Annotated in this window: 13 protein-coding genes; 4 read left to right on the forward strand and 9 right to left on the reverse strand. The window is 55.8% G+C overall.

Translation table 11 applies throughout. The features are described from left to right. Positions 1 to 189: 189 nt before the first annotated feature. The 3 genes from RE6C_RS12205 to RE6C_RS12215 all read right to left on the reverse strand — a co-directional run bounded on the left by RE6C_RS12205 (position 190) and on the right by RE6C_RS12215 (position 8,002). On the reverse strand, positions 190 to 1,104 hold the full coding sequence (locus tag RE6C_RS12205) for a lactate/malate dehydrogenase family protein (protein ID WP_008656953.1): 915 nt from the start codon (positions 1,102 to 1,104) through the stop codon (positions 190 to 192). A gap of 252 nt (positions 1,105 to 1,356) precedes the next feature. Further along, complete coding sequence (locus RE6C_RS12210) at positions 1,357 to 3,120, reverse strand: hypothetical protein (RefSeq protein WP_008656955.1); 1,764 nt, start codon at positions 3,118 to 3,120, stop codon at positions 1,357 to 1,359. 313 nt (positions 3,121 to 3,433) lie between these two features. Continuing rightward, entirely contained in the window at positions 3,434 to 8,002 is a 4,569-nt protein-coding gene (locus RE6C_RS12215; RefSeq protein WP_236618151.1) for an Ig-like domain-containing protein, read from the reverse strand. A 503-nt stretch (positions 8,003 to 8,505) separates the two neighbouring features. On the opposite strand from RE6C_RS12215, the gene RE6C_RS12225 reads away from it, so the two are divergent. The 4 genes from RE6C_RS12225 (at position 8,506) to RE6C_RS12245 (ending at position 17,651) form a co-directional block, all read left to right on the forward strand. Further along, entirely contained in the window at positions 8,506 to 11,079 is a 2,574-nt protein-coding gene (locus RE6C_RS12225; protein WP_008656957.1) for a S8 family peptidase, read from the forward strand. Positions 11,080 to 11,645: 566 nt separating this feature from the next. Next, positions 11,646 to 12,365, forward strand: a complete 720-nt coding sequence (locus RE6C_RS12235) for a CerR family C-terminal domain-containing protein (RefSeq protein ID WP_008656959.1) — start codon at positions 11,646 to 11,648, stop codon at positions 12,363 to 12,365. 16 nt (positions 12,366 to 12,381) lie between these two features. Continuing rightward, positions 12,382 to 14,247, forward strand: a complete 1,866-nt coding sequence (locus tag RE6C_RS12240; protein WP_008656960.1) for an HlyD family secretion protein — start codon at positions 12,382 to 12,384, stop codon at positions 14,245 to 14,247. Between the two features lie 161 nt (positions 14,248 to 14,408). Continuing rightward, positions 14,409 to 17,651: an efflux RND transporter permease subunit gene (locus RE6C_RS12245; RefSeq protein WP_008656961.1), complete on the forward strand. Its 3,243-nt coding sequence runs from the start codon at positions 14,409 to 14,411 to the stop codon at positions 17,649 to 17,651. 14 nt (positions 17,652 to 17,665) lie between these two features. Here the strand turns inward: RE6C_RS12245 and RE6C_RS12250 are convergent, their stop codons facing one another. From RE6C_RS12250 to RE6C_RS12275, 6 genes are all read right to left on the reverse strand, one after another. After that, positions 17,666 to 17,962 carry a hypothetical protein gene (locus RE6C_RS12250; protein WP_236618153.1) on the reverse strand — a complete coding sequence of 99 codons (297 nt, stop codon included), beginning with the start codon at positions 17,960 to 17,962 and terminating at the stop codon, positions 17,666 to 17,668. Between the two features lie 66 nt (positions 17,963 to 18,028). Continuing rightward, complete coding sequence (locus tag RE6C_RS12255) at positions 18,029 to 18,409, reverse strand: hypothetical protein (RefSeq protein WP_236618154.1); 381 nt, start codon at positions 18,407 to 18,409, stop codon at positions 18,029 to 18,031. A 126-nt stretch (positions 18,410 to 18,535) separates the two neighbouring features. Continuing rightward, positions 18,536 to 19,276, reverse strand: coding sequence for a cupredoxin domain-containing protein (locus RE6C_RS12260; protein WP_039961883.1), 741 nt, complete (start codon positions 19,274 to 19,276; stop codon positions 18,536 to 18,538). Positions 19,277 to 19,780: 504 nt separating this feature from the next. Then, complete coding sequence (locus tag RE6C_RS12265) at positions 19,781 to 20,206, reverse strand: hypothetical protein (protein ID WP_008656967.1); 426 nt, start codon at positions 20,204 to 20,206, stop codon at positions 19,781 to 19,783. Between the two features lie 173 nt (positions 20,207 to 20,379). Next, positions 20,380 to 20,727 (reverse strand): hypothetical protein, encoded by a 348-nt coding sequence (locus RE6C_RS12270; RefSeq protein WP_008656968.1) that lies wholly within the window; start codon positions 20,725 to 20,727, stop codon positions 20,380 to 20,382. Between the two features lie 113 nt (positions 20,728 to 20,840). After that, positions 20,841 to 21,071 carry a hypothetical protein gene (locus tag RE6C_RS12275; RefSeq protein WP_236618155.1) on the reverse strand — a complete coding sequence of 77 codons (231 nt, stop codon included), beginning with the start codon at positions 21,069 to 21,071 and terminating at the stop codon, positions 20,841 to 20,843. Positions 21,072 to 21,097: the final 26 nt, after the last annotated feature.

A 21,097-nucleotide genomic window follows, 5' to 3' on the forward strand; every position in this document is an offset into this window, starting at 1 on the left:
GAACTTCGTTTCGGGAGAGGTGCAGTACGAGAAAGCAGCATAAATACTTGCATCAACAAACTGCGCGACCTTCGCCGAGGGAGGGGTGACCGAAGACAGAAAACCGCCTCAAGAATCCATGCCAATTCCGGTGTCAACACCGAAGATTGGACAGCCCAGCGTTGGTCTCAATAGCCTTCGCCAAAACACTCACTGCCCGGCTTCCATCTCCGCCAGCGTCTGCTTGACGATTTCAGCCGATTTACGAAACGCGGCTTCTTCGTCTTCGGACAAAGTGGGGTGCAATATGCGAGTGACTCCTTCGCGGCCAATCACGGCCGGCAAAGAAAGACAAACGTCTTCCACGCCCAAGTATCCGTCGACCAACACACTGACCGGCATCGTGTGGCGCAGGTCATACGCAATGCTATCCAGAATGGTGATCGTTGCCATCGCGATGCCATACGACGTGTGCCCTTTCAGGCGAAACACCTCGTACCCCATCGCCTTGGTTTCTTCAAACATTCGCCGCGACGTGTCGCTTGGGTAAAACCGTTCACCGCCGGTCATAGCGATCGACGAAGCCGCGAATTGCGTGTCGCCGTGTTCGCCCAAGATGTACGCTCGAATGTCTTGAGCGTGAATTTTCAGCTCAGTCGACAACAAAGCTCTGTAGCGAATGCTGTCAACCAAAGTGCCGGTGCCGATGACGCGTTTGGGGTCAAAGCCGGTAAGGCGGATCGTTTCATACGCGAGCGCGTCGACGGGGTTGCTGACCATCAGCACGATCGCGTTGGGGCTCGCCTCCGCCAAGGCTGGCATCCACTTGCGAAGGATGGGCATGTTGTCGATCCCCATTTCCAATCGCGTTTGGTTTGGATACCGAAACGGAACCGACGCGGTGAAGATGATCACGTCGGAATCTTTTGAATCCGCGATTTCACCCGCGTGAATCTTCATGTTGCTGTCGACGAGCGCCGCGGCATGCGTCAAATCCAACGCATCGCCTTCGGCCTTCTCGCGCGAACGATTCAGCAACAACAACTCGCTGGCTAACGGATTGATTGTCAATGCAAAGGCAATCGCCGATCCGACCCGTCCTGTTCCGACCAATGTGATCTTCATGCTATCCCTCCGTCGATGTGTCGGGTTCGTTTCATTCTAACGCCTCGGCTTGGCGTATCCGAACGAAGCGAGACTCATTCAGCAATGCCCCGCATCGCGGGAACGTCGCGAAAGGCGTCAATCACGGCACTGACGGCGAAACAGGAAGCAAGAAACGAAAAAAGACCAGCAACCCGAAGATTGCTGGCCTCATTCGAACTCACGCGAACGTGAGAGATCGTTCTAATTCGACGAGTTGTCGAAGACCGCTATTCAGCAGCCACAGCCCGATGCGGCTGGTGCGGCCGAACCGCAACCGCTGCATCCGCCGTTGCCAGCAGCCGATCCACATCCGCCCGAAACGGGAACTTCAACCGTTTGAGGAACCATGATCGTCTTGGTGACTTCGACTTCTTTTTGGACTTGGACAGGCACGCAAACGGTGTAGTCTTCGGTCTTTTCTTCTTCAACTTGATCCATCACGGTGACCGTGTAAGGAACTTCTTCGGTGACGGTGTCACACTCGGTGACGGTGTACTCACGAGTCTTGGTTTCAGGAACCATGACGGTGACTTCACGAGTGCGAGCTTCGGTCGTCATGGTCGTTTGAGGAACCATGCGAGTACGAGTTTCGGCAACCATCGTGCACACTTCTTTCGAACGAGTGCGAGTTTCGCTGGTGTAGCTGGTACGTTGTTCTTTACGAACGCGTTGCTCAGTGCGGCACTTGGTGACTTGGTACTCTTGCGTGCGTTGTTCTTGACGGCAACGACGAACAGCAACCTGACGGGTGCGAACTTCACGTGTCATACGAGTCACTGGAACCGTACGAGTACGAGTTTCCAAACGGCACTTGGTAACGTTGACCATACGGGTCTTCGTTTCGTTGCGGTACTTGCAAACCGTCACAGGACGAGTGCGAGTTTCAGTGCGGCACTTGGTGACGGTGTAGGTGTAAGGAACTTCCGAACGCTCGCTCACATACTCGGTGTAAGGAACTTCTTCGCTGACCAAGTTTGGAACCCAAACGCGTTTGGTGATCGTTTGAGTGCATCCGCCACAGCTGTTGCCGCAACCACATGCGTCGGAGCAACCGCCGCACGATCCGCATCCGCCACAGCTCGATCCACAACCATTGCTGGCAGGAACTTCTTCTGTCACGCACTGATAGCTACCGAGGTCTTTGCAGACAGTACGGGTCTTCGTCACTGGGACGCGTTTGCAAACGGTACGCGAAGCGGTCAACGTTTCTGTGTAAGGAACTTGAACCGTGTAGGTTTGCTCAACGGTTTCGGTGTAAGGAACGCGAACCGTGTAAGTTTGTGCAACTTGTTCGGTGTAAGGAACACGAACGGTGTAGCTACGCTCGACGTGCTCGGTCACTGGCACACAAACCGTGTAGTTCTTCGAAACCATTTCGGTGTAAGGAACGTTGACGGTGTAGGTGCGAGTCGCGGTTTCGGTGTAAGGAACCTGAACCGAGTAAGGCACGTCGACTTCCGTCGTAACGGGAACTTGAACCGTGTAGGTTTCTTCGACGGTGCTCTTCTTTGGAACCATGACGGTGTAAGTCTGTTCGACTTCTGTCGTCACGGGAACTTGCACGCTGTACTCTTCCGTCTTGGTCGACGGAACCATCACGGTGTATTCCTCGGTCTTCACGACCTGACGAGGAACTTGCTTGGTGACGGTGCGAGTGCGAGTCTCAGTGCGAGGCACCGACTTCACAACGGTGTAGTTGCGCTGGCGCGTTTCTTGTTTCATTTCGGTCACGGTGACCGTTTGCATCTCGGTGACCTGTTGAGGCACCATGATCGTTTGCGTCGTCATGGCAGGGCCACAACCTTCAGCAACAGCTGCGGGAGCTACCGATGCGTCAGCAGCAGGAGCACCTTCGGCTGGCGATGCAGAAACAACTGCTCCACATCCGCCACAAGCGGGTGCAGGAACAGGTGCGCCACAACATTGTGCGTTGGCGGTCGTGCCGTAAGCCATTGCGGTCAAAGCAATCGCGAAAGAGTAAAACAACTTCTTCACTGGGGTTACCTCAAAGGGTTCGAAAAGAGCGAGGGCCATTGCAAAGTTGTGCCCCCCCAAAATTGACTATTGGTTGTGCCGGAGCTCGAGTCGAACTCCACGTCGCAACTTATATAACTCGCGCCCGGGGGGATCGAAGTTGTTTCCTTTCGGGTAATTCGAATCAAGTCGGGAAAGCTAGCCGATCGCGTCGTCCCTGCCGGTTGTGACGATTGTGCGCAAGCCAAAGGTGTTCATTGAGGTGTACAACACGAAAAAACCCCGCCGGATTGAACCGACGGGGCTTTCGTTATTCGATCGTCCGAAATGAAACTCAGCTATCGCCGAGGATCATATCGATCGCGTCGCGGAAAGCGGGGTACTCGCTTTCAACCAGATCTTCGAGGCTGGCGTCGAAGTCAAAATCGTCCACGCCGCCGAGCAGTTGAACGGATGTGCCGCTTCGGTTCACTCGCAGGTGATCGCCGTCGACCTGAGCGGTGCGGACGTCACCATCTTCTTCGATGATCGTCAGCAAGGCCGCATCGTTGTTGCGGTTCATCGCCAATTCAGCGTAGGCGACTCCCTCGAACCCGCTGCCGGCCAAGAACATCGTTTGTGCACCGTCGACCAGGTTGATGAATCCACCTTCGCCCGGATCAACTCCGCTTGGCAAACCGTTGCCTCCATTGGTGTTGGTCGACAAGATGGAACTGTTGCCCTGTCCCGCGTCACCCAACGTCGCGAAAGCGAACGATCCGACAGGCGACGCTCCACCGTCAGAACCGATTTCGATTGGAATGATTCCGTCGGCAGCTTCACCTGCAGCGACCGCGTTGTTAGGCAAGTTGTACATCACCTGGTAACTGCCCGGTGCGACGTCTTCGAAGGTGTACTCACCATCCAAATTTGTCAGCACGACTTGGTCGATATCGACGCCCAATTCATTGTCTGAAGCGGCAGACACCAACCGAACAGCGACGCCACCAAGAGCGGTCTCACCCGGATCTCGAACACCGTTGCGGATTGGATCGGCACCATTGTCGATCACGTCGCGGATGTTCATGATCCGGTCGACGAACAACTGACCAGAGATGACCGATGGGCTGAAGTCGTTGACAGTGACCTCAACCGTTGCGGTATCGGTCAGATCGCCATCGCTGAGCTGATAAGTGATTGTCGTGGTGCCAACAAAGTCGGTCGCTGGCGTGAAGACGAGCTCATTGTCAGCGTTGACCGTGACCGTTCCGTTGGCCGGTTGATTTGGCACGGTAACCGTCGCAGTTTCATTCTCGTTGTCAGGTCCCAGTGAATCATTTGCGAGCACGTCGATCGTGACCGCTCGGTTGCGGACCGTTGTCGCGGTGTCGTTGCTTGCAACGGGTGCGTCGTTCACACCGGCCACTGAGATACTGATCGTTCCAGTGTCGGTCGCACCTTGTGAGTTGGTGACCGTGTAAACGAGGGAATCGCTTCCGAAGTAATCAGCACTTGGTGTGTATGACAACGTTGAGTTGGTCAGAACACCCAAGGTGCCGCTAACAGTTGCACTGCCGTTGGTAGGTGCTGTGGTGATCGTGACCGTCGCCGAATCACCCGAATCCAGGTTGATCAAGGTCGACAGATCCAACGTCACTGCCCCGCCATCTTCGGTGGCCGACAACGAGCCGTTGTTGGCAACCGGCGGCGAAATCACATCGGTCACATTGACGGTGACCGTCGCGGTCGCGGTCAAATCGCCATCGGTGACTTGGTAGGTGAACGAGTCCTGCCCGTTGAAGTCAGCGACCGGCGTGTAACGAATTTGGCCATTACCAATCGCGGTGGCTGTGCCATTGCTTGGATTGGAAGCTACGGTGATCACCAAACCAGTGCTGTCGACGTCAGCGACATCGCCATTCAGATCAATGTCGATACTGTTGTCTTCCAACACGGTGACGGTGCGATCCGCGGCCGTTGGAGCATCGTTAACGGGTGTCACGTTGATCGTCAGAGTGCCCTCATCGGACAACTGCGACCCCTGCGTGCTGGTCGCACGATAAACAATTGTCGCGGTGCCATTGGCGTTCAAGACTGGGTTGAAGGTCAATGTACCGTTCGCTGCGACCGACGATGTTCCGATCGCGTCGGTGCCGCTGACCTTGCTGAAGGTGACCGTATCGGTTCCTTCGAGTGTGACCAAATCATTCAGGTTGAACGTGAACGTTCCGGAGTCTTCATCGATGGTTTCCGATCCATTTCCGGCGATCGGAGCATCCAAGACATCTTGAATATCGATGTTCACAACAGCTGTCGCGGTACCACCTTGGCCATCACTGATGGTGTAAGTGAAGGAATCATCGCCGTCGGATGCCGAACCGGTCGAGGTGTAACTGATTCGCGTGCCGTTCTGGGTGATCGTCGCGGTTCCGAAGTTCGGAGTGCCGACCGACGTGATCGTCAGCACACCGGTTTCGCCTGGACCATCGAAATCATTCGCCAGCACGTCCAACGTGACCGTTGCACCTTCGTTGACACTGAAGTCATCCGCTGTGGCGGTCAGGTCCGTGTTGTCGGCCGTGATATTGACCGTGATGACACCCGTATCACTGCCGCCCTCAGCACCGTCGTTGCTAGCGGTGTAGGTGATCGTCGTGGTGCCGAAATCGTCTTGATCCGGAGTGAAGAAGATCTGATCACCATCGGTCCGTACAGTGCCGTTCCCCGACGTAATCACCGCAGAGTCCAGCGTGATGGTGGTGCCACCGGTGTTGATCGTGATCAGGTTGTCTGCACTAAGGTCAGCGACCAGGACTTCGCTCGTGACTCCACCGCCGTTGTCTTCGTCGATGGTGATCGTCTTATCTGCCGCATTGATGCCCGTTTGACTATTAGTAACCGTGACAACCACGTTTGCGGTCGCCGTCAACGCACCATCAGCAACTGTGTAAGTGAACGAATCCGAACCAGAGAATCCGGCCGGTGCGGTGTAGCTGATCTGTCCGTTGGCGATGATGGCCGAACCGCCATTTGCAGTGGTCACCGCGGTCGCGGGATTCTGCAGCACCAAGTCAGCATTGTTCTCGCCTGGGCCAGCACTGTCGTTGGCCAAAACGTCGATTTGGGCAGTTTCACCTTGCTCGACTGTTGCCGTGTCATCGACCAATGTTGGTGCATCGTTCACACCTGCGATCGTGACAGCGATCGTGCCGGTAACCGTGTCAGTACCATCACTCGCGGTGTAGATCAGTTGGTCGCCGCTACCAAATGCATCGGCGTCCGGCGTGTAGGTAATGACACTGCCGTTGAGAGCGAAGTCGCCTAGATTTTCAGTCGCAGACGAGATCGCGTAGGTGGTTCCGCTCGGATTACCCGAGTTCAACGTCGCTAGATCAATCGTCGTTGCCGGATCATCTTCGGTCAAACTCAGCGTGCTGTTCGCAGCTGTCAGGCCTGTGTTAACACCATTCACATTCAGAATAAATCGCGATGAAGCGTCCAACTGAATCATGTTGTCAGGCACGCTCTCTTTGCCGACCTCGGTACCGTAAATCAGAACCTTGTCACCTTCATCGGGAGCATCCAAGCTCACGCTGACGCCAGTCGCCGGAACGACAGCACGGACTGGAATACTGAAGGCGTCATAAGCCAGATTGGGGTTGTACTCGGAGCCCAACTCCTGAGCCAGACTTTTGTCACCAGGGCCAAGCACGCCGATTTCGTCAAACAGATCAACTAAACCGTTTCCTAAATCCTCGTCGAGCTCAAACGAGCCAAACGAACGGGTCTGCCCGTAGACACCGGCATTTCCCGCATTCCGTGTGTTCAATTCCAACGCACGGAGGATCGGGGTGCTGTTGAAAGAACCATCTGGGTTCTGAACGTTGATCTGTGACAGGCTAACTGGTTGGGCGGTGCCGTTGACCTCCAAGACAGCCTGCAATTGAGGTACATCTACGTTGATCAAGTCAGGACCGCTGTAGTTGATCTCCATTGTGTAGGAGCCTCCACCGCTTGGACCACCTGCACTTGAGTTGATGCTCGACAATACGTCGACATCATCAGCTGATCCGACCAGAGGACTTAGCTGGGCAATGATCTCTTCAAGGTTGTTCGAGCCGTTCGCCAGGCTGCCGCCAATGAAGTCGTTCAAAGACCGCGTCAAAGTAACGGACGGGTTATCCGCAAACGAGAACGTGATGTTGCCTTCAAGCGGAGAGTTGAGCACCGTGTTGTCGAAGACAATGCTTTGAACTTCGCCAACGGCAGGCTCAAGCACGTCCGACTGGTCGATGATGATGTCGGTCACTGCACGGAACACACCCGTTGCACTGAACCCACGCAAATCCTTGACGCCGACTTCCAATTTGAAGACTTCGTTGACGTCGACGTTGTAGGTCAGTTCGACATCGTCGTCAGGCAAGACATCCGTTGCACCGGTCGTGTTGTCGACCAGCGTGTCATCCAGATTGCGAGCAGCCAGCACAAATTCAACCAGCGGCATGTCCGCTTCGCCTTCACCGCGATTCAGAGCATTGATGACGCTCAGGGCATCCAAGGCCGTCACTCGATTGTCACCGGTCACATCGACGAAACCAGTGAATTCGTCCGAGTCTGACAGCGGCTCACCTTCGCCGTGACTGTTGAGGTGGTTGATCACCATCAACGCGTCCAGTGCCGTCACATACTTGTTGTTGTCAACATCGTAGGCACGCCAGTAATTATGGGCGACCGCGTATGTGGCTTCGCCTTCAGGAGCGGAATCGACCACCGAGGGAACGTCACCGGCCAGCAGTTGTCGAGTTTCAAGCGATTCGCTGAGCAGACGACGCTTGTTCGAACGATTGGAGCGCGACCGGTCTTCGCTTCGCTTTCGTGATGACGATGGACTCACGCTGCGAAGCAGTTGACGCAGATTTTTCATCTGTTTTCTCGGCAATTCGAATGGTTGGGCTGGGTCGATGTGATGGGTCTTCGCGTTCGTCAAAATGCCCCGATATCGACGGGCATTTCAGCGTCCGCGCAAAGTTAGAACGGGCTCCCGCAGACCGCTTCCACGGTCGGGACCGCCAGCGTAATCCAAAAACTTTGGGCGGGTGCGAAAATTTGAAAAGCAAGGCCATCTTACCTAGACCACCGCCTTTATCAATCTTTGCTTGGTCCGAGCGAACAAAAACGATGGGTTGGTCGCGGTTGGACGGATTGTGAGGGCAAAAAGTTCCAATGGAGCTCATCAAAAACCCAAAAAATGACGACAGCCGTTTCCGATGACGCTCCTTGCCCAATCCACCAACGTCAAATCTCATCGAAAAAGCGGCGAAGGCGAGCGCGTCACAATTCGCCCCCCAGCTCTCGGGTGCCGGCAATTTTTTATGACCTACCTTTGAAAAACCTTTCCATGTCAACCGAATCAAGCCGACTCCGCAGATGTCCAATCCATCTCATTCGCCATCGAATCCAAACGCGACGGATTCCGACACCCTGGAACTGCCCTCGCCGGCAATCCAGCCCTGCGAAGAAAGATTGGCTTTGTCTGCATCGCTGATGGGAGCTTGGCTCGCCGAATGGGCGGATCCGACCCAGCCACTGCCAGCTTGCTCCGCCGATGTCCAGCCGATCCCGCTCGCCGAGTCGGCAGCACCCGCTTCCATTCCTGTCGCCCCCGCAATCACACCGATCACCGACGCAACCGCCGCGGACGCGTTTGCCGCCGGCCCACTGCTGCCTGGCACCTCCAATAGCGACCTACCCACCCAATCAGATGCCAATCCCGCCACCAACGGTGCCTCCGGACTGAATTTCGACAGCCTCGTCGACGGCCAATCGTCAGGGTCACTGTTCGATCAAGCCCAATCTTTGAGAGAAGACGGCGGAGTACTCGCCGACGACACTGATTCAGATGCCTTGGATGGAAGCGGGCAAACCATCGCGGTCATCGACAGCGGCATCGCTTACGACCACATCGCCTTGGGCGGAGGCTACGGGCCCGGCTACCGAGTCGTTGGCGGCTATGACTTCGCCGAAAACGACGACAATCCATACGACGACGCTCCGGCCGGATATCACGGATCACACGTGGCCGGGATTCTCGGGGGCGATGGCTACTTGGATTCAGGCGAAGCCTTCCAGGGTCTCGCTCCCGGAGCCGATTTGGTCGGACTACGAGTCTTCGACGATGCGGGAAACGGAAACCTTCAGTGGATCGAATCCGCGCTGCAGTGGGTGATCGAAAACCACGACACGTTCGAAAACCCAATCACGACAGTGAACATGTCGCTGGGAACCGAGCTCACCGACGCCAATCGATTCGACGCGATGGCAATGCTCGAAGACGAACTGCAAACACTGTACGAAAACAACATCATGGTTTTCGCCGCAGCGGGCAATTCCTACGCGACGATGGACCACCAGAACGCCGACGCGTTGATGTACCCGGCATCCAGCCAGTACGTGGTCGGCGTCGGATCAGTGGATCCGAACAACATGCTCAGTGATTTCTCACAGCGTGAAGACGGGATCCTGACCACCGGTGGACAAGCCGTTCGCAGCAGCGTTCCCGAACATGTTTATGGCGCAGATGGATTCGCCAACGACTACGCATTGCTCAGTGGCACGAGCATGGCCAGCCCACAAATCGCTGGTGCTTCCGCGCTGGTTCGCCAAGCCATGACGGATGCGGGAATGTCACCGACCGTCGACTCCATCCTGGCTCGACTCAACGACACCGCCGATCAGCACACCGATCCGGTCACTGGCATTCAGTACAAAACGTTGAACCTGGAAGCCGCTCTCGCATTCAGCGTGTCCGAACCGAATCCCACACCAACTCCCGAGCCCACGCCGGCACCCAACCCGACTCCTAGTCCCACGCCGACGCCCGAGCCGACTCCGGAACCATCGCCCACCCCAACTCCCGATCCCACTCCACCGGCCAGTTCGCTGGTCAGCGACTACCAGGGCACCTCCGGTTCCGACGAAGTTGTCTTGGACCTGCGAGGGCTCACGTCTTCCGTTGGCGGCGGAATCAACGGTGAAACACTGCTCTCCGATTCAAGCGGCAATTACACACTCGACATGACCGAACCGATCGTCATCGACGGCGGAGCCGGCGGTGACGTGCTTCGCATCATGGGATCCGCCGAAGCCGAGAGCCTGCTTCTTCGTCCACCCAGCAGCGAAGACGGGGTCAGTCGCCTGACATTTCTCGGCGGCGTCATAGAAATTCGTGGTTTCGAAAACATCTCCTTCGTCGGCGGAGGCGGACTCGACCACGCGACGATGTACGACAGCACCGGCGACGACGTGCTCAACGCGTCCAGCCAAACGGCTCGCATGTCCGGCGTTGGCTTTGAGTTCCGAGTGGACAACGTTCCCAAACTATTCGCCCACGCAACCTCCGGCGGCGAAGACTCCGCGCACCTGAACGATTCAGCCGGTGACGATCGCTTGGTCATCCGCCCCCAATTCAGTTCGCTTCGCAGCGACACGCAGACACAAGCCGTGTTTGGATTTGAGCGAGTCTATGCCTACGCCGAAGCCGGTGGTCATGACTCCGCCGACCTCGGTGACTCCGCCGCCGACGACGTGATGTCGATCTCGCACACTCAAGCAACGATCAGTAGCAGCGGCTATCGAGCCACGGCAATCGGATTCGACGATGTCACCGCGAAGGCCTCCGCCGGCGGCGATGACACGGTCCGTATCTATGTCACACAACCTGGCGGCACTTGGCACACCACCGACTCGCTGACCCAGTGGAACGGATCCGATGGAACCTCACGCATCGCCCGCGGCTTCGAACACAGCGAAACGTTCGAGCGATTCGAAACGTCCGGCCAATCCATCGCCGCCGAATCAACTGACGCTCCCCAGCCCTCCGGCGAAGCTCCGTCATCCGACCAAATAGCGTCCGCTGCCAACGCCGCCCCTCAACCACTGGCCAATCCGTTCGACGAAGAAGCCCACCGCGACGCACTTCGGCGGATGTTTGAAGTTCTCTGAGCGGATCGTTTGCATCAGCCGTCCACGCCAACTTTCAGATGTTGAGCCAATTCCTTTCAGGACATTCTTTAATCACGCAGATGCTGGTGGATCGACGGACTTGGAAGTCCATCGTACGGTCAGTTATTCGACAGAACTCGCTTCGAAGCGAACCTCTTGGTCATCTCACAATTCACCGCGAACCCGGACGGCTGCAATTCGCTCACGTCCCGTGACGAGAGCACGAGTGACGGGAGCCCCAGCAACCAAGGCTTCAGTACCGAAAGCTCCAGCGTCCAAAGATTCAGCGACAATTTGACCAATTGGCTGCGGAGCCAAATCTGCTCGATTGGCCGCCGCACATCGCGCTGCGGCTGGCCACACGCCCTAAAGTCGTGCTCTACGGCATTTGGGTGCCTCGATTCAATTCGATACGCATTCAGACTTGAGATCGCAAATGTCTCGTTGCAAAGTGAGACGTTCCTGCCTGCCAATATTTACCTCAATTCAAACACTTGTTTCAAACGCTTGTTTGAATCATGATTGCCAGAGAAAACTCGTCCGACAACACGACTTGACCCGTTTTCATGGCAGATTCACCCGAATCCTCGACGACTGATCCGACCCAACGATTGTTGGCCGCGGCCGGACCGGTCTTTGCCGAGCGAGGTTTCGATCGCGCCACCGTCCGAGAGATCGCCAACATCGCCGACGTCAATGTTGCCGCCGTCAGCTACTACTTCGGCGACAAAATGGGTTTGTACCAAGCCGTCATCACCGCCATCCGCGAAAAACGCGAGCGTGCTTATCCGACCCCGGTGGTTGGAAAAGGAACGCCGCAACAGGATCTCGAACTGCTCGTTCGAACCTTGCTTTCACGAATGCTTGCCGCGGACGAAACCGGTTGGGAAGCCATGTTGATGATGCGTGAGATGCAACACCCAACGCCCGCCATCGAAGGCATGATCCGCGGCTATTTCCGACCGCTGTATGACGCGTTGTGCAAAACGATCCAATCGCTGCTTCCACCGCTCGACGCGAAATCGAGCTGGCAAACCGATGCCCTCGTGCCTCAGTTGGCACTCGGCGTCGTTGGACAATGCCTTCACTATCGAATCGGCCGTCCCGTGATGGCTCATTTGATTTCACCGGAATTGATGGAAACACATTACGGATTGGATTCGTTGTGTCGCCAGATCACCGCGTCCACCTTGGCAGCGTGTGGCGACCAAAACGTGATCGATCAACACAAGCTTCTCAAACCATCGCCGCTCAACGAGCCTCAAGATGTCTCTTGTCAACAATAACGAGCCGACACCCACGATGACCGAAGACGAATTATCCGCAGATGCCAAAGCGTCCTCGGTGTCGACGACGACCGCGCCACCGCCTGCCGAACCATCGCGATCGTCCTACGAACATGGCATCGAAGTCGATTCGCCCAAGCAGGACACGAACACGGTCCAATTAATCGATTCGTCCAACGTGTTCTCGTGGCTGTTGTTCAACATCGGCATTCCCCTGCTGTTACTCAGTGCGGCGATTGGGTTGGTCTTCTTCCTTGGTGCCGTCCAACCATCCACTCGCCCAGCTGCCGACACATCGCTGGCCGGTCGACTGCAAGCGTTGCCCGCCGTCGATGTCGTACCGACGCAGTCACTCGCCGACAGTGGCAAGACATTGCACCTGAACACCGATGGCACGGTTGTTCCCTTTCGCGAAGTCGTCTTGGCGACCGAAGTTGCCGGACGGATCATCGAAAAGTCGCCTCAATGCGAAGCCGGCCAGTACGTCACCGCCGGCACCGTGCTGATGCGAATCGATCCGACCGACTATGAACTCACAGTTCGTCGGCTAGAACAAACCCAGCAATCCGAATACGAGTCGATCAACGAAATCGACCAAGAGTTGATCAATGCCAGTCGCTTACTGGAGATCGCAGACGCTGACATCGAGCTCCAAAGCCGAGAAGTCAAACGTCTCGATTCGTTGCCCGAGGACTTCGCCGCCCGCCGGGACGTTGACGCGGCCCGCCGAGCTGTCCTGCAAGCCGAACAGCAAAAGGTGACCTACCAAAACCAAATCGATTTGCTGAAGAAACGACGCGCCCGATTGGAGCTCGCCGAGCAACTTGCCGCAACGCAATTGAAACAAGCTCGAATCGATCTGGAACGTACCGAAATCCGAGCTCCAATTGACGGCGTCATCGCCAGCGAACAAGCCGAGCTCAATACGTTCGTCGCTCGAGGAAACCCGGTCGTGACGATGGAAGACACCTCCAAAGTCGAAGTCGCAACCAGCTTACGAACCGATCAACTGTATTGGGTGCTGAACCAAAAAACGTCGCAATCGCCGATCGAAGAACTCAACGCACCCGCCAACGGTGCTCACCGTGGTTACAAACTGCCGCCCACCGAGGTGAAGGTTCAATACCAACTGTCCGGACGAGACGATGTGACTTACGTCTGGGACGGGCAACTGATCGGCTACGACGGAATTGGCTTGGACGAACAAACTCGTACCGTTCCCGTTCGCGTTGTCGTTGATCAGCCTCAAATGTTTGACGTCCAACGTCAAGGCGATGACGAGTCGACGAAGCGTCCCACTGAAGAGAACGTCATCTCCACCGGACCGACCGCACTGGTTCGCGGCATGTTCGTTCGCTTGCAATTGCAACTTCAACCCGCCGTGCCTCTGGTCATCTTGCCATCCGAAGCCCTCAAACCTGGCAACCGAGTTTGGGAATTCATTCCGGATGAATCCGTGTTGGACGTCGCGGAAGAGGAAGAGAAAACGAACGAGTCAAACGCGGTGGCCGAATCCAAAACGGAAACCGATGACAGCGTCGCAAAGACAGAGAACGCGGAGTCAACCGATGATGAGTCCGAAACCAAACCGGAGGCCGAACTGGAAGTTGCCTTCGTTCCCGAAGAATGGTCCCCCGGACGCTTGGTGATTCGCCAAGACATCCGCCCGATCGATTTGCTGTCTTCGGTCGGCGGAAGCTCTGACTTTTGGATTTGCGAAGTGCCCGATCAATCCATCAACGGTGACAGCTTTGTCGTTGTCTCACCACTCGGCAGCATCGAAGCGGACACGTTCCCGGTCCGTGCAAAGAAGTCGAACTTGACCGACGCGATCGAGACCAAGTCAGATGACCCCGCCCCCGAAGCAGTCACCGGTCTGTGACGGCAACCGAATCGGCGACGCCTGGAATTCGTGACGCAAAACGAATGAACCGCTTGGCCGATTGAAACACTTGACCGACTGAAACACGAGAACAGTTCGCCATCTCGCTTGGCGGACAACCTCAACACACCGTTCCTTCCTTTTCAATCAAAGAACCTTCGATGAAACGTGTCCTCGCTTGGGCCATCGAAAACGCACCCGGCATGAACGTGGTCATGCTGGCGTTGGTGATCATCGGTGCTGCTGCATTTGTCGGTATGCGTCGAGAGGTGTTCCCGGAATTCGAACTCGAAGTCGTGATGGTCTCGGTGCCCTATCCCGGTGCCACGCCGCAAGACGCGGAAGAAGCGATCTGTCAAAAGATTGAAGAAGCGATCCGGTCCATCGACGGAATCAAAAAAGTCACGTCCATCGCGATGGAAGGCCGCGGTTATGTCTTAGCCGAATTGCAAAGCGACATCAAAGACGTTCAAAAAGTGATGTCGGAGATCGATCGCGAAGTCAATCGCATCCCGAGTTTCCCCGACTTGGCCGAAGACCCCGAAATCGAACAAATCACATTTCGTGACACGGCCATTCGATTGGGAATCATTGGCCCCGATGACCGAACACGCCGAGGCGAGTTGAAACTTCGCGAGGTCGCTGAGTCCGTGCGTGACGAACTGCTGATGCTGCCCAGTGTCACGGTCGCCGAATTGATGGGCACGCGAAACTATCAAATCGATGTTGAAATTCCTGAAGCCACTCTGCGGTCCTATGGAATGACGTTGGACCAAGTCGCTTCGGAAATTCGGCAACACAACGTCGAACTGCCCGGCGGCCAACTGAAATCATCCGGCCAAGAAATCCTGTTGCGAGCCAAAAACAAAGGCCGCGTCGGCCCCGAGATCGAACGCATCCCTCTGATCACCCGCGAAGACGGTGTCGTTCTGAACGTTGGCGACCTGGGCAATGTCCGCGATGAATTCGAAGACGTCACCGCAACGGCTGAAATCAATGGCGAACCCGCCATGGTCATCAACGTGCAACGCACGAAATCAGAAGACTTGCTGAACCTCGTCGATGACGTCCGCGGCTATGTCGCACGAACCGAACCTCCGCCTGGGTATCGGTTCGTCCTTTGGGGCGACACGTCGGTGGACGTCCGAGACCGGATGGCGTTGCTGCTACGAAATGGCGTCCAAGGTTTGGGATTGGTCTTCCTCGTCCTCGCGTTGTTCTTGGAAGTCCGCCTCGCGTTCTGGGTCGCACTTGGAATTCCAATCTCCATCATGGGCGCGGGTGCTGCTCTCGCATGGGGCGACCAAACGCTCAACATGCTTTCCTTGTTCTCCTTCCTGATCGCACTGGGGATCGTCGTCGATGACGCGATCGTGATCGGTGAGAACATTTACGCTCACCGCCAAATGGGCAAATCCCTGCACGACGCGTCGGTCGACGGTGCAACGGAAGTCCTCCCCAGCGTCGCCGCGTCGATCACCACGACCGTCATCGCCTTCGCGCCCATGTTCTTTGTCTCGGGCGTCATGGGCAAATTTATGGCGGTGATTCCGTTCGCCGTGATCGCGATGCTGCTGGTGTCTTTGTGGGAAAGCACATTTGTTCTGCCTTGCCACTTGGCCCACAGCCATTCGGGATTCTTCCGAGTCGCGACGATTGTGACCTATCCGCTTCGCCCCTTCATGCTGTTGCTATTTTGGCTTAACTCCAAAGCCAGCATCGCGATGGAATGGTTCGCGGAAAAGATTTACGTGCCGTCGCTCCATTTCTGCTTGCTCAATCCCGTTCTCCCAATCGCCGTCGCAATCGCATTGTTCGTCGGGACCATTGGTATGATTCGGGGTGGCGTCGTGACCACGGTTCTATTTCCGAAGTCCGACAACAACTACTTGCAAGCATCCGTCGTCTTTCCCAATGGCACTCCCGCCAGCGCTACCGAAGCTGCCACGAAGCGGATGGAAAAAGCTCTGCAAAAGGTCAGCCGAGAGATCGCTCTGGAACGCGCCGCCGAAACCCGCCAACCCGTCGAGTCTCTCTACCCACCACCGGAGGCCGATTACCTTGGCCCCGTGCGTTTTGCCTATCGCGAAGTCGGTTCGATCACCAACACCGCTGGCCCCATGGGCGGGCAGGGTTCCAGCGGCAGCAACGCAGGTCAGATCTTTGCCGAACTTCACGGCACCGAAATCCGTGAGGTTCACAGTGATCAACTGATCGCACGCTGGCGACGCGAGGTCGGTGAGATCGCCGGCGTCGAACGGATCGTTTACGGCAGCATCGGTACCGGCCCCGCTGGAACGCCCATCGAATTCAAGCTGCTTGCTTCCAGTGAACACGTCGACGAGCTGTTGGCGGCTACGGAAGTCATGAAACAAAAGGTCGGCACGTTCGCCGGCGTCTTTGACATCAGCGATGACAACACACCCGGCAAATGGGAATTCCAATTCCGCGTCAAAGACAAAGCCCTCGCGACAGGCGTCACGCCGACGGACCTTGGACAAACCGTTCGCAACACATACTTCGGTGCTGAAGTCATGCGTCTGCAACGCGGACGTCACGAAGTGAAACTGATGGTTCGCTACCCTCCCGAAGAACGCACTTCTCTCGTCAACTTCCGAGAAATTCGCGTGGGAGGTGCTGATGGCACACAACGACCGATCAACGAGTTGGCGGAGATCAATTTGGAACGTGGCTTTTCAGAGATCAACCGCGTCGATCAACAACGCAGCATCACGATTTCGGCCGACCTGGACGAAACGACCGCCAATGCTGATTTGATCATCGCTAGCCTTCAGAAACAGATGGACGGTTTCAAAGCCCAATTCCCAAACGTTTCCATTCGTTGGGAAGGGCAACAAGAACAAAGCCGTGAATCGGTCGGCAGTCTGATGATTGGATTCGCCGTCGCGATTTTGTGCATGTTCGTGCTGCTGGTCCTTCAGTTCCGATCCTACATGCAACCACTCCTCATTCTGGCCATCATCCCCTTTGGCATGATCGGTGCAGTTTGGGGACACGCATTTCTCAATCTTCCGCTGACCTTGTTCAGCATGTTTGGCTTGGTCGCACTAGCGGGTGTCGTCGTCAACGACTCGATCGTCCTGATCGACTTCATCAATTCGCGTGTTCGAGCAGGCGACGAACCCATCCAAGCCTTGTTGGAATCGGGCCGCCGGCGTTTCCGCCCCATCATGTTGACCAGCATGACGACCATCGCGGGTTTGATTCCGTTGCTAACCGAAAAATCATTCCAAGCTCAATTGCTAATCCCGATGGCCAGCAGCCTCGCCTTTGGATTGATGCTCGCAACGGCCTTGGTGCTGCTGCTGATCCCCGTCTTGTACATGCTCTATCTACTCATCCTTCAATCGTTGAACATTCCATTCGTCGAAGTCGAAGAATAGACGTCGTCCTGTCGCTACCAGAATCGCCAAAGATTCTCTTTGAGCCACTCCGTGAAGCTGTCACCGCGGAAGTAGCCCAAGGCCATGCCCAAAACTCCACCGGCAACGCCGCCAGCAAAAAATGCAACGACGGCCCATCCGGTGAAAGCCAGCGAAACAGAGAACCCCAGCCCTGCACCGCCCACCGACCCCAGCAGTCCACCTGCGATTAGGTTGACGATTGGATCATCGGTTCTCTCTTCCATCCGTTTGGCGTCCATTTTCGCCTTCAGGTCTGAATCAGGCCGATTCCGATGTGATTCGGGTTCCATTTTTGATCTGCATCCAATGCACTTTCGAGAAAGAGGAATATTCGAACCGCTAACGCGATCAAGCAGCTAATACGAGGCGGTCGACACGCCAGCTTCGCTCGCCTTCAAAACGTACACACGATCCTCAATCCTCTTGCTTCTGCCACGCCAATCCTGAACCTCAATCACCACCTCGAAATCTGTATAAGCCTCGCTCATGCAGATTTGGTAGACCAAACCTTCGCCAGGTTGAACTAGTTTGACTCCCCGATCCTTTGCCCCAACAAAAACCCAATCCGTTTTCACGCCTCCAACAAATCCTCCTATCGCCGACGATGCGAAAGGCTCTGAATTGTCCGGCAACCAAATTGCATGTCCACCAGCGTTCACCACCGAGACTTCGTAGATTTTGGCGCCGCGGTAGTAACCGTGATATCGCTCAAGATCCATTGGATCGTAAATTCGCACTGGGGGATCAAACGGGCGCAACACCACAAACGCACCAGCACACAGTGCCGTGAAAATGAGCAACGTTGAAATCCGAAACCGTTTCACAACCACCTGCAACCTTTATCATCCACTTCACTCATTCGATCAGTTTGAAAACGATTCAGGGGAAACCAGAATGTCACCCAAATCATTCTCACCGGGATCGAGCGAAACTGAAAACCGAGCACGCCGCCATTGAACTTCCTGCCCTTCAATGGTCACTTGATCGATTTTGCCCACTTCATGACGAACTCGAAAGACGAGCTCTTGGCCAACAGGCAGGCCTTCGATCTTCAACCGGCCGTCGGAGTCACTCACCGCACTATACGGATGGTCGACAACGACCACGAACCCTCGCATCCACGGATTGATGTTGCAGTCAATTGGAATGAGCGCGGGCTCAGGTTGTTCCAACTCAACCGAGAAAGATTCCCCCGGCTTGAGTAGCTGGATGCTCGCCGTGTTCGCGAAGAAGTTCAGCGCCACGTTGTGCATCAACCTCCCCTGATTGTCGATCTCCAGCGAATCGCCTTTTTGCGTCAGCAGCACGTGCGGATCAAAGCGACCGTTCCGCACGAGCAACTTTTGACGCACACCTTCGTGGGGTGGGACATCGACTTCGGAACCACCACGTCCGGTGTAAAGCTGGACGACGATATTACGAATCCCCTTCGTTTGTTGATCGACCAGCAACTTCTCATCCTGGACGATCAAGGGGACGCCGCGAAAAACCAAACGCTTTGGCTTGGGAGGCACACCGTCATAAACAAACCGCATCGACAAGGACGCCTCTTCCGCAAAAGCCGACGACAGGCTCAGCAAAAACAAAACCAGCAAGGTTGCCATTCGCCCCATCGCCTTCCCTTTTTTGTAGAGTCACGACCATTCTCGTTCACGCAATGAGACATGCTATCGGACATCAACCGCACATGCGAATCCGGTCAACGCACCCTCCGACACACATCGAAAGACCAATCACAAGGTTAGCCCACGACAATTCCGCCAGCATCTCCTCCGTGAACCGAAACCTTCGTGCTCTCTGTGCCCTTCGTGGTGAAGAATCCCTGCTGGCAAGTGCACCACGAAAGCCTCGATGAGCAAGAAGAGACAGCACGAACGGCCCGATCTCTTCGATCTCAGCCCCGATTCCAATTCGAATGCGACAGACGGCAAACCAGAAGTCTCGGCCACTTCGCAATCAAGATTCCAAACAAACCGATCCGTCCACAACAAACCTGAACCTTCGTGCTTTTCGCGTCCTTCGTGGTGATCGCCTAGGCCGGATCAAGCCGCTTCTGCAAATCGCCAACAACCATCGCCAACCTAGCGGGTAGAAATCACCACCGACTGTCAAATCCCAGAGTCAGCAACACCGAAGGCCTGTCTTACCGTTGGACGCGTCAGAACGAGGATCGTCAGCACACCCAGAACGGTCCCGAATGGAAAGAAACAGCATTCCACTCCGGCGACAACCAAACAAAACAGATGACCGCGTCTTTGGGTCAGTTTCCGTCCCGCCAGAGCGACGAAGGCAGCCATCGTCAATCCAAAGGCAATGAATGCAAGCGGAATCGCGATGAACAACCACCCCATGAACGCAGGCGGCGCTTCGCCCGTCCCTGTTCCATCGAACGCGCCCGTCACGATCCCAACACCGATCGCCAAATGGATTACCGGAAACAGCGAGAACAACGCCAACATCCCAGCCACGATGTAGTGGAAAATGGACAACAGACGTAGCTGTTCCGAATCTTGATTGTCATGGTCCATCGCCATTCTCCCACTCGTTGAAATTCTGGTGTGTCACTTGCGGACGAACTGCAGGTGCCCCTTCCGCCTCACCCCAACATATAGGCTCAATCAAGAGACGAACGGGGCGCTCGCTGGCCGTCCCACTTCAATGAATAAATGACTTGGGGTTCAGTTGACCACTGCATTGCCCACGACCATCACTGGTCACTCGAGATCGTCGCTCGATGCCATTTCCTGACCAAGATACCCCGCCAGATCAGTCCAATGGAGATAGCAACCAGAGCGGGCGCGACAGCAAAAGCCAGCCATTGAGCAGTTGCCGGCATGATGGGGATTCCCAATAGGAAGACCTCCGGATCGTAAGTCGCATACTGGCGCCCGCCTGAATTCGGACGAAACGCGCCGGCCACTCCAAAGACGACACCGGGACTGCTGATCACGGCCGCACTGAGAAAGAACAGACTGGCTGCAAACCAGTGCCAAACCGGCGCATCCCTGGCTTCTTTGCTGACTTCCTCAGATGGCGTCTGATACGGATTCGACATTTACCCATCCTCGACGACGTTGAAAACTTCCCCTTCAGGATCTGAGAAGACGGTGCGGGTCTCATGCCGGTGAGACCACCCCGGAATCATTCGTCATCCTATCGCGCGAATGTTTATCGCGTTGCATCTGACTCACGGCGTTTGGACGCCCATTTGACGAACCCTGCCGCGATCGCCCAGGGCAATGTGATGAATGTCAGTCCGGTTCCACAAGCCGCAAACCACAGCCACGCAGATGTCGCCCAGCTCATGCGGTCGGCAGGCAAACTCGATGTCGCCCGCTGCGTGAAAGGAATCGCGAATTCCATGTAGAACGCAGGCACAACCAAAACCAGCACGATCATTGACCAAAGGGTGCCGTTGCGAAACC

The organism is Rhodopirellula europaea 6C (assembly GCF_000338295.1).
Taxonomy (GTDB): Bacteria; Planctomycetota; Planctomycetia; order Pirellulales; family Pirellulaceae; genus Rhodopirellula; species Rhodopirellula europaea.